Source organism: Streptomyces sp. NBC_00513 (genome assembly GCF_041431415.1).
GTDB lineage: Bacteria > Actinomycetota > Actinomycetes > Streptomycetales > Streptomycetaceae > Streptomyces.
Genome location: NZ_CP107845.1, coordinates 857,799 through 867,028 on the forward strand (window position 1 = coordinate 857,799; position 9,230 = coordinate 867,028).

General features: G+C 74.2%; 8 protein-coding genes. 7 read left to right on the forward strand and 1 reads right to left on the reverse strand.

Annotation, left to right across the window (positions count from 1 at the left end; genetic code table 11):
* Positions 1-16 precede the first annotated feature (16 nt).
* The 5 genes from argC (at position 17) to OHA84_RS04320 (ending at position 6,701) form a co-directional block, all read left to right on the forward strand.
* Complete coding sequence (gene argC, locus OHA84_RS04300; RefSeq protein WP_266973262.1) at positions 17-1,045, forward strand: N-acetyl-gamma-glutamyl-phosphate reductase; 1,029 nt, start codon at positions 17-19, stop codon at positions 1,043-1,045.
* Positions 1,042-1,995, forward strand: a complete 954-nt coding sequence (gene argB / locus OHA84_RS04305; protein WP_266973261.1) for an acetylglutamate kinase — start codon at positions 1,042-1,044, stop codon at positions 1,993-1,995. The genes argC and argB overlap by 4 nt, the downstream gene beginning before the upstream one ends.
* A 207-nt stretch (positions 1,996-2,202) precedes the next feature.
* Positions 2,203-3,597 carry a lysine N(6)-hydroxylase/L-ornithine N(5)-oxygenase family protein gene (locus OHA84_RS04310; protein ID WP_266973260.1) on the forward strand — a complete coding sequence of 465 codons (1,395 nt, stop codon included), beginning with the start codon at positions 2,203-2,205 and terminating at the stop codon, positions 3,595-3,597.
* A gap of 6 nt (positions 3,598-3,603) precedes the next feature.
* Positions 3,604-6,405 carry a condensation domain-containing protein gene (locus tag OHA84_RS04315; protein WP_266973259.1) on the forward strand — a complete coding sequence of 934 codons (2,802 nt, stop codon included), beginning with the start codon at positions 3,604-3,606 and terminating at the stop codon, positions 6,403-6,405.
* An 86-nt stretch (positions 6,406-6,491) separates the two neighbouring features.
* Positions 6,492-6,701, forward strand: a complete 210-nt coding sequence (locus tag OHA84_RS04320; protein WP_053675469.1) for an MbtH family protein — start codon at positions 6,492-6,494, stop codon at positions 6,699-6,701.
* Positions 6,702-6,778: 77 nt separating this feature from the next.
* Here the strand turns inward: OHA84_RS04320 and OHA84_RS04325 are convergent, their stop codons facing one another.
* On the reverse strand, positions 6,779-7,342 hold the full coding sequence (locus OHA84_RS04325; RefSeq protein WP_266973258.1) for a GNAT family N-acetyltransferase: 564 nt from the start codon (positions 7,340-7,342) through the stop codon (positions 6,779-6,781).
* Positions 7,343-7,538: 196 nt separating this feature from the next.
* Here OHA84_RS04325 and OHA84_RS04330 point away from each other — a divergent pair, with 196 nt between their 5' ends.
* Both OHA84_RS04330 and entS read left to right on the forward strand, forming a co-directional pair.
* Positions 7,539-7,787, forward strand: coding sequence for a phosphopantetheine-binding protein (locus OHA84_RS04330; protein WP_053675471.1), 249 nt, complete (start codon positions 7,539-7,541; stop codon positions 7,785-7,787).
* A gap of 40 nt (positions 7,788-7,827) precedes the next feature.
* Entirely contained in the window at positions 7,828-9,180 is a 1,353-nt protein-coding gene (gene entS, locus OHA84_RS04335; RefSeq protein ID WP_266973257.1) for an enterobactin transporter EntS, read from the forward strand.
* Positions 9,181-9,230: the final 50 nt, after the last annotated feature.

Here is a 9,230-nt window from a genome sequence, read left to right on the forward strand (position 1 = left end):
CCGAAGGCAGACGGAGATGAACGTGCGGGCAGCCGTCGCGGGAGCGAGCGGATACGCCGGTGGTGAGCTGCTGCGACTGCTCGGCGCCCACCCCGGAATCGAGGTGGGCGCGCTGACGGCGCACACCAGTGCGGGGCGCGCGCTCGGCACCGTCCAGCCCCACCTGCACCGGTTCGCCGACCGGGTGCTGGAGGAGACCTCCCCCGACCGGCTCGCGGAACACGACGTCGTCTTCCTGGCCCTGCCGCACGGGGAGTCGGCCGCGCTCGCCGCGCGCCTGCCCGAGACGACGCTGGTGATCGACCTCGGGGCCGACTTCCGGCTCCGGGACCCGGACGCCTGGAAGCGGTTCTACGGCGGTGCGCACGCGGGGAGTTGGCCGTACGGTCTGCCGGAGCTGCCCGGCGCGCGGGAGGTCCTCGCCCGTGCCACCCGCATCGCGGTGCCGGGCTGTTACCCGACGGCCGTCACCCTGGCGCTGTGGCCCGGCTACGGCGCCGGGCTGCTGGAGGCGGAGGCCGTGGTCGTCGCGGCCAGTGGCACCTCGGGGGCCGGGCGGGCGGTCCACCCCCACCTGCTGGGTTCCGAGGTGATGGGGTCGATGAGTCCCTACGGTGTCGGGGGCGGCCACCGGCACACCCCCGAGCTGGTACAGAACCTCTCCCTGGTGGCGGGCACGCCGGTCGGCGTCTCCTTCACCCCGACGTTGGCCCCCATGGCCCGCGGGATCCTGGCGACCTGCTCGGCCCGTCTACTGCCCGGCGCGACGGAGGGTGAGGTGCGCGCGGCCTACGTGTCGGCCTTCGCCGAGGAGCCGTTCGTACGCCTGCTGCCGCCGGGGCAGTGGCCCACGACGGGCGCCGTGGCGGGCTCCAACACCGCGTTGGTACAGATCGCCGTGGATCCGACGGCGGGGCGTCTCGTCGCGGTGTGCGCCATCGACAACCTCACCAAGGGGACGGCCGGTGGAGCGGTGCAGAGCATGAACATCGCGCTGGGTCTGCCGGAGACGTCGGGGCTGCCGTTCGACGGAGTGGCGCCGTGACCGTCACGGGGCGGGCGCCGGTCAGGGCGCGGACGGTCATCGAGGCCCTGCCGTGGCTGGAGCGATACCAGGGCCGCACGGTGGTGGTGAAGTTCGGCGGGCACGCCATGGTGGACGAGGAACTGAAACGGGCCTTCGCCGAGGACATCGTGTCGCTGCACTACGCCGGGCTGCGTCCGGTCGTGGTGCACGGCGGAGGGCCGCAGATCAGCGCGCTCCTGCGGCAGTTGGACCTGAAGGTGGAGTTCACGGCCGGGCTGCGGGTCACCACTCCCGAGGTGATGGAGGTGGTGCGGATGGTCCTGGCAGGTCAGGTGCAGCGCGATCTGGTCCACCTGATCAACGCGCACGGTCCGTTCGCGGTCGGCATGACGGGCGAGGACGCGCGCACGCTGACCGCGGTGCGCCGGCCCGCCGTGGTGGACGGCCGCGAGGTGGACATCGGCCTGGTCGGCGACATCGTCCGCGTCGAACCGGACACCCTGCGCGGCCTGTTGGAACGCGGGCGGATCCCCGTGGTGTCCCCGATCGCCCGGGGCGAGCGGGACGACGCGATCTACAACATCAACGCCGATCTGGCGGCGGCGGCCCTCGCCGAGGCGCTGGACGCGGAGAAGTTGATCATGCTGACGGACGTGGCCGGATTGTATGCGGACTGGCCCCACAGCGACGAGGTCGTCGACCGCCTCACCGTCGGGGAACTGGAGCGGCTGCTGCCGAGTCTGGCCGGTGGCATGGTGCCCAAGATGGAGGGCTGTCTGCGCGCGGTGCGCTCCGGGGTGCGGATGGCGCACGTCCTGGACGGCCGCGTCCCCCACGCACTGCTCCTGGAGGTGTTCGCGGACGAGCACACGGGGACCGCCGTGGTGCCCGACGACCCGGCGGACGCCCGCACGGCGAGCGTCCCTCCGGCCGGCGCGGACCCCCTGGACTCCTCCCCCGCCGGCTGATTTTCGCCCCTTCTCGACGACGCGACCCCGGCGGGCTTCGGCCGCCGGGGTCGGCGTCGTGTCCGCACATCGATTGCGCACCAGGGCAGTTGGCGATCCGGCGATTCGACATCCGGGTACTTTCCGCCAACTTGACACGACCCCCACAATCGGTGATGTTAGGCCAGCCTTACCTAAGTATCTGGGTGAGACAGAGGAAGGATGGGAATGTCCGCACCACACGCGAACACCACTCCAGGGGAGCGACTCCCGGACACCCGGGACCTGGTGGGCATCGGCTTCGGCCCCGCCAACCTGGCCCTGGCGATAGCCGTCAAGGAGCACAACGACCAGCGCGCACCGGGCGACGCGATCCGGGCGTCGTTCGTCGAGCGGCAGGACGACTTCGACTGGCACCGGGGCATGCTCCTCGAAGGCGCCACCATGCAGGTGTCCTTCCTCAAGGACCTCGTGACGCTGCGCAACCCCGGAAGCGCGTTCAGCTTCGTGCACTACCTCCAGGACCGCGGGCGGCTGGTCGACTTCGTCAACCACAAGACCTTCTTCCCGACCCGGATCGAATTCCACGACTACTTCCGCTGGTGCGCGGCCCGATTCCGGGAGCAGGTCCGCTACGCGACCACCGTCACCGGCGTCGTCCCCGCACCGGGCTCGGACACGGCGGGCGTGGTGGACGAGCTCGACGTCCTCACCCGCCCGGCCGGCGCCCCCGAGGCGGTCGCCTCCACGGGCCTGCGCGCGCGCAACATCGCGATCGGCACGGGCCTGGTCCCGCGGCTGCCGGAGGGCGTGGAGACCGGCGAACGGATCTGGCACAACCGCGACCTGCTGCACCGCGCACCGCTGTTGACCGAGCGGACGCACCGCCGGTTCGTGGTCGTCGGAGCCGGCCAGTCGGCCGCGGAGACGGCCGACTACCTGCACCGGACCTTCCCCGACGCCGAGGTGTGCGCGGTCTTCAGGCGCTACGGCTACAGCCCCGCCGACGACAGCCCGTTCGCGAACCGCATCTTCGACCCGGCCGCGGTCGACGAGTTCTACCGCGCCCCGCAGGACGTGAAGCAGCAGCTGCTCGGCTACCACGCGAACACCAACTACTCGGTGGTGGACGGGGATCTGATCGAGCAGCTGTACCGGACGGTGTACCAGGAGAAGGTGGCCGGTACGGAACGGCTGCGGATCATGGGCGCGAGCGAGTTCGCCGCGGCGACCCCGACCTCGGACGGCGTCCGGGTCACCGTGCGCTCCCTCACCGGCGGCGAGACCCTCGCCCTGGACTGCGACGCGCTGGTCCTGGCGACCGGCTACCGCGCCGGAAATCCGCTCGACCTGCTCGGCGACCTGGCCGACGAGTGCCTGACCGACGGTCAGGGGCGCCTGCGCATCGGCCGCGACCACCGGGTGGAGACCACGCCCCGGCTGCGCGCCGGCATCTACCTCCAGGGCGCCTCCACCGAACACAGCCACGGCATCACCTCCTCCCTGCTGTCCACCCTGGCCGTGCGCTCGGGCGAGATCTGCGACTCCCTGTTGTTGAACGCCGCCGAACGGGACCTGCGGGCCGGCGCCCCGGTGCCCACCGCCCCCGCGAACCGGGGCTGACGGCCCGTGCCCACCATCACCGCCCCCACGGCCCCCACCGCCCCGCCCGCCGTGGACCTCACGGCCGCCCAGGCCCATGTGCTCGCGGCGCAGACCGCGGCGCCGTCCTACGCCGGGTACAACGTCGGGCAGTACATCGAGCTCGTCGGACCGCTGGACACCGAGGCCCTGGACGACGCCGTCGGGCGCACCCTCGACGAGGCGCCCTGGCTCCGCTTCAGCGTCACCAGCGACGGCGGCCGGTTCCGCCAGGCGCCCGTACCGGTCCGCCCGCCGGCCCGGAGTCTGGCCCGTCTGGACACGTCCGGCGCCGCCGACCCGGTGGCCGCGGCCGTGGAACTGGTGCGCGGTCAACTCGCCTGCCCGCCAAGGCTGGAGCTGCTGATCGACCCTCCGCTGCCGGACCTGGTGCCCGATCTCGCGGGCGCCGTCCTCGTGACCACCGGTCCCCGGCACCACCTGCTCGTCCAGTACTTCCACCAGCTCGTCGTCGACGGGTACGGCGTGGCCCTGCTCAGCCGGCGGATCGCCGAGCACTACACGTCCCTGGTCCGGGGCACGACGCCCACCCCGTCCCCGTTCGCGCCCGTCTCCGTGCTCGCCGACGCCGACCGGGTCTACACCGCCTCCGCGGCGTACGACACCGAGTTGGCCGCGTGGACGAGGCGCTACGCCGAACCCCCGGCCCCGGCCTGGCCGGCCGGTCGCCCCGCCCCGGCGGGTGACACCGCGCTGCGCCACACCGTGGTCGTCGACCGGGCCGACAGCGCCGCCGTGGCCGACGCCGCCCGCTCGGCCGGGGTCACCTGGGGCGAGGCCGTCGTCGCGGCCACCGCCGTCGACCTCGCCGCCCGGACCGGCGCGGCGGAGGCGACCCTGGCGCTGTTCACCACGGCACGCACCGCCCCGGGCACCCTGCGGGTACCGGGCATGGCGGTCAACATCCTCCCCGTGCGCGTCCCCGTGTCGCCGTCCGACACGTTCCGCGTCCTGCTGGGCCGGGCCGCCGACGAACTCGCCTTCCTCCGGCGCCACCAGCGCGTCCGGGGCGAGGTGCTGGCCCGGGCCCTGTGGCCCGAGCTGCCGGGAAACCGGGTGCCGGGGCCGTTGGTCAACCTGCGGCCCTTCGAGACGGAGCTCGACTTCGCGGGCACCCGCGGTCACGTGGTCAGCCTGGCGTCGGGGCCGGTGGACGACCTGTCGGTCTCCGCGTCCGGCTACCCGGACGGGCGGCTGCGCCTGGACTTCGACGCCAACCCCGCCCTGTACGACGAGACCTCGCTGCGCCGGCAGGCCGAGGTGTGCGCCGCCGCCCTGGTGGCCCTCGCCCGGGAACCCGGCCGTGCCGCGCTTCCCCTCGTCGCGGAACTCGCGGCCTCCGCGCCGGGCTCGCGCACGGTCTCGCCCGGGTCCGACCCGGCTCCCCCGCGCGCCCGGCGCGGCGGACCCGAACCCGACGACGAGAGCGGTGCGGTGGCCCTGCTGCCGTCCGCCCACCGGCTGCGCGGCGCACAGGGCGCCGTGGAGCATCTGCACGAGTCCGTCCTGCTGCGGGTCCCGGCCGGGCTCCGGGCGGCCCCGCTGCGCCAGGCCCTGGCGGCCCTCGCGCGCCGTCATCCGGCGCTGCGGCTGGCCCTGCACCGCACGGACGGCATCTGGAGCCAGGAGATCCGGCCCGCCGCCTCGGCGCCCGCCGTGACCGACCCGGCCACGCTGCGCCGGATCGGCGTCGCGGGCCGCTCCGAGCCCGAACGGGAACGGCTGGTCTCCGAGGCGGCCCGGACGGCCGCCGCCGCCCTCGACCCGCGCACCGCCGCCGTGTTGCGGGCGGTCTGGTTCGACGCGGGCCCCCGAGAGCCGGGACGACTGCTGCTCGTCGGACACCACCTGTCCGTGGACGACGTCACCTGGCAGTCGCTGGCCGACGAGATCGCCCCGCTGTACGAGGAGTACGCCTTCGGCGAGCGTTCCGCGGACGACGCGTTGCCGCCGGCCGGCGGGCTCACCGGTTGGGCGTCCACGCTGGCCGCCGAGGCCCAGTCGACCGCCCGGGTCGTGGAGCTGGCCCACTGGTCGGCGCTCGCCTCCGGTACCGCCGGGCGGGCCTGGGCGGCCACCGAGGGGGGCCACCGGGTGGTGACGCGGCTGGAGCTGCGCGTCCCGCGCCGGGGGCCGGCTCCGGACGGCGTCGACCCCGTCGACGCCCTGTTGCTCGCCGCGTTGGCCCGGATCGCGTCGAGCCGGCCGCGCCTGCACGACGGCACCGGCCTGCTGGTCGACCTGGAACTCCCCCGGTCCGACGCGGCGCCGCGCACGGCGGGCCGCCTCACCTCCGCGTTCCTGCTGCGCCTGCCGCTCGGCCCGGAGGGGACGGCCGAGCCCGCGCGGACCCATCGTCGGGTGGTGCACGCCCTGGCCTCGGTCCCGGACCGGGGCCAGGGGCTGGAACAGTTGCGCCACCTCAATCCGCAGACCGCGGCCCGGCTCGCGGACCTGCCGCGGGGCGGCGTCCGCTACCACCGCCGGACCGTGCTCCGGGCGGCGGACGAGACCTCCGCGTGGGGTCCGGCCCCGGCCGGCGAGTGGCACCTGCTGGAGGTCCCCGGCACGGCACCGCCGCTGACGGGACCTCTGGAGCTGACCGTCCACACGGGCCCGCCGGTCGACGGCCGAAGGGCCGTCTCCGTGGCCTGGCGCTGGTCGGACCGGTTGTTCACCGCCGACGAGGCGCTCGCCCTCGCCGAGGAGGCCACCGGTACCGCTCGCGCCCTCGCCCTTCTTCCGGGGTACGGCGCCACAAGGCCCTGAGGGCCCGTCGGCGCCGCGTCCCCGTAGCGACCCGTCCACCGTTTCCACCCACCACCGCACCACCCACACATCCAAGGAGAGTCCCCATGGCCACCACCAACCCGTTCGAGGACGACGACGCCCGCTACTTCGTGCTGGTGAACGCCGAGAACCAGCACTCGCTGTGGCCCGCCTTCGCCGAGGTCCCCGCCGGCTGGACGGTCGCCCACGGCGAGGACACCCGACAGGGGTGCGCCGCCTACACCGACGAGCACTGGACGGACATGCGTCCCGCGAGCCTCGTGGCCCGCGGCTGACGCACCGCCCCGCCCGGGGCGCACACACGGAAGCCGGGCCGGAGCGAACGCTCCGGCCCGGCTTCCGCGAGCCCGTCTCACACCGTCAGGCGCAGTACTCGCGAGCCCCGCGCGGGATCGAGTGCGGCGGCCCAGTCGGCCGGGGCCTCGCCGGGCTCGACCGGGACGAAGCCGTGGCGCAGGAAGAGCCGGGCGGAGCCGGTGGTGGCGGTGAAGAGCGTCCGTACCTCGCTCCGCCGGGCCCGCTCGACGGCGGCTCGGAGCAGTTCCGATCCCACGCCCTGCCCCTGGCAGCCCGGTGCCACGCAGAAGTTGTAGAGCACCGCTGTCGCGGGCGCCTCGTCCCGCAGGGCGAGGCAGCCGCGTACGCGGTCCCCGCCGGCGCCCTCGGCGACCAGGAACTCCCCCGCGTGGGCGAGGTAGTGGCCGATCGAGCGGGCCCTCAGCGCGCCGGAGGGGACGAAGGCGCGGGAGAGCGCGTACAGGTCGGGCGCGTCGCGCAGGCGGGCCGACCGGACGTGGGGGAAGGGGGGTTCCGGCGTCGGGAGGTGCTCCGGAGTCGGGAGGCTCTCCGGGGCGGCGGGGAGGTCCGGATGCGCGGGGAGGTCTGCCTCGACGGAGGCTGCGACAATGATCGACACAGGTTTAGGTTAGCCTTGCCTAAGTTGACCTGCAATTCGCCACTCCAGCCTCACCCGCCCTTCGGTCCGGGCGAGTTGACCGTCCGCAGGTCGAAAGGGTTCCACCTCCGACTTGACGCATCCGCCTCATCCTTAGTTAGGTAAGCCTTGCCTCATCGGCAGGCGGGCTCCTCCTCACAGAACAGAGAGCCGTGACATGTCCGATTCCTTCACCACCGAGCCCCTCGGCCTCGATCGCCTGATCCAGGACGTCGCCGAGGTCCTCTACGTCGAGCCGGCCGACATCTCGCCCGACGAGGACCTGATCGACCAGGGCCTGGACTCCATACGCCTGATGACCCTGGTCGAGAGATGGCGCGCCGAGGGCGCCCGGATCAGCTTCGTGGACCTCGCCGAGCGCCCCACCCTGCGCGAATGGGCCGCTCTCCTGTCCACCGCCGCCTGATCCGCCCCACCCGCCGCCCCCGCCGTCAACGGAGCCCCCTGTGTCCCTGCGCGACCTCGTCATCGACATCGAACCGCTGCGCACCAGCCGCGACTTCCGGGCCATCTTCATCGCCCGGGTGGTCTCGCTCTTCGGCCTGGGCATGGCGACCGTCGCCCTGGCCGCCCAGGTGTACGGGTTGACCCGCTCGACCTTCGACGTCGCCGTGGCCAGCATGATCATGAGCGTCACCGTGCTGGTGGGCTCGCTCTGGGGCGGCGTCATGGCCGACCGCACCGACCGAAAGCGGCTGATCGTCTGGGCGCGCGGGGCGGCCGCCCTCGCCTTCGCGGGGCTCGCGGTGAACGCGATGCTCCCCGACCCGTCCCTGTGGGCGATCTACGTCTGCGTCGCGTGGGACGGCCTCGCGACGGGCGTCAGCGTGACCGCCCTGATGGCGGTGGCCCCCACACTGGTCCGCCCCGACCAACTCCCGGCGGCCGGCGCCCTGATCTCCCTCACCGGCGAGATCGGCTCCATCAGCGCGCCGCTGCTCGGCGGCGTCCTGTTGGCCGCCTGGGGCGCGGGGCCCGTCTTCGCCTTCGCCGCCGTCACCACCGCGGTGACCACGTTCCTGATCTCGCGCATCCGTCCGCTGCCGCCGGTCACCGACGAGGAGGACGAGGAGGGCGCCGAGCAGGACTCCGGCTCCCCGATGGTCGCCTTCCGGTACGCCCTGCGCAACCGGGTCGTCGGTGGGCTGGTGCTGCTCGGGGGCGTGGTGGCCGTGTTCAACGTCCCCGTCGTGCTCTTCCCCGAGATGGTCGACCGCCAGTTCCACGGCGACGAGATCATGCTCGGCCTGCTCTACACGGCCCCCGCGGTCGGGGCCGTCCTCGCGTCGGCGACGAGCGGTTGGATCGGCCGCGCCGCACGCCCCGGCGGCCTGTTGCTCGCCGCGGCCTTCACCGGAGGGCTCGCCACCGTCGGCTTCGGCCTCAGCGGCCACGTGGCCGTCGCCTTCCTGATGCTCGCCGTGGGCGGCGCGGCCGGCACGGTCTACGAGATCCTCGAATACGCGCTGGTCCAGCACAGCACCCCGGACCGTCTGCGCGGCCGGATCGTCAGCGTCATCACCGCCCAGGGCACCACCGGCGGCGTCCTCGGTGACGCCGAGGTCGCCTCCATCGCCCGCTGGTTCAGCCCGGCCGGCGCGGCGATCCTCAACGGCGCCGTCTGCGCCGTCGCCGCCGTCGGCGTGGCCATCGCCGTACCGGGCCTGCGCCGGGCCACCCTGCCCCGCGAGGACGACGACACCCCCGAGGCCCCGGACGCCCTCACCGTCCCGGACGCCCTCACCAAGGACGCCGCGCCGCGGCCCGTCACCGAGGCGGCGCGCCCCTCCGACGCCTGACCGCGACGCCCTCCACCACCGCGCCGCCGACGACCTCCCGGCTCCCCGCC